At 45.6% G+C, this 1,108-nt stretch carries 1 protein-coding gene; it reads left to right on the top strand.

Annotated elements, in window-relative coordinates; genetic code table 11:
* On the top strand, positions 1-1,108 hold a 1,108-nt coding region (locus R7O12_RS26380; protein WP_318127024.1), incomplete at both ends, for a diguanylate cyclase domain-containing protein.

Genomic DNA, 1,108 nt, shown 5'->3' with positions numbered 1-1,108 from the left:
CTCCTTACTTAGGTTACAGCTACTCCATGCAGGCGTTGTGGTCGATCACTCTCGCCGTTATTTTGATCATCTTTTGTTTGATGCGCGGTGTTGCGTGGCTAAAAGAGCAGCTTGCTGGTTCAGAAATGCTGGAAGAGCGAGGAAGAATGATCTTGGCGGGGCGAGTTGAGCAATACGCCAAGGGAGATAAAAAAGAGTGGCCTTACACCGCGAGTGAAGCACTCGATGTGTTGATCGAAGAATTACAGGATGCGCGTCAGGAGCGCAGCCGCTTTGATACCTTTATCCGCACTCAAACTTTTCTCGATAAGCTCACTGGAACAGCCAATCGAGTGCTCTTTGATAGCAAGCTGGAATCGGCTCTTTTAGAGAGTGGCGCACGTGGCGCGGTCTTGCTGATTCGTATTCAAGATTGGAAGCTCGTGGAAGAAGAGCAAGATAAGCAAATCACCGACGAGTTTATTGTTGAAGTCGGCAGCTTGTTATCCAATTTAGTGCAGCGTTATCCAGACGTGGTGTTCTCTCGTTATTACGATGCCGATTTTGCACTGTTCTTACCTCATCAAAGCGCCAAAGATGTTGCCAACTTGGCCTCACAATGTATTCGTCAACTAGAGAAACTTACGCCGCCAGATCCGCTCGACCCCGACAACTGGTGCCATATTGGTATCACTATGTACAAAGAGGGAGAGCGACACAGCCAAATTATTGATGAGGCGGAAACGGCACTCAGAAGTGCGCAGCTACAAAACAATAATAACTGGAGCCGTTTTAAGAAATGGAACCACGATGAAGAAGCGCGCGGAAGTGTGAGATGGCGTACGTTATTTGATACGGCACTTACATCAGAAAATGTGATACTCTACGCACAATCGGTTCACTCAATAAGTGATGCGACGCATAAAAAAGCCTTACACGAAGAGTTAACATGTCGAATTCGGGATCCTGAAAATGGCATTGTTAAAGCGTCCCGGTTTATCTCTGCTATCAGACAAGTGGGCTATGAAGCTCAAATGGATAGAGCTGTACTTCATAAATTCTTAAAAGACTTTAAAGAGAATTTTGACAGCTCTAAAAATTATGCTCTAAATCTAAATGTGACGCCTTT

This window comes from Vibrio sp. Vb1574, assembly GCF_033338675.1.
The sequence above is the reverse complement of the archived record's forward strand: the minus strand, read 5'-3'. Positions and strand labels throughout refer to the sequence as shown.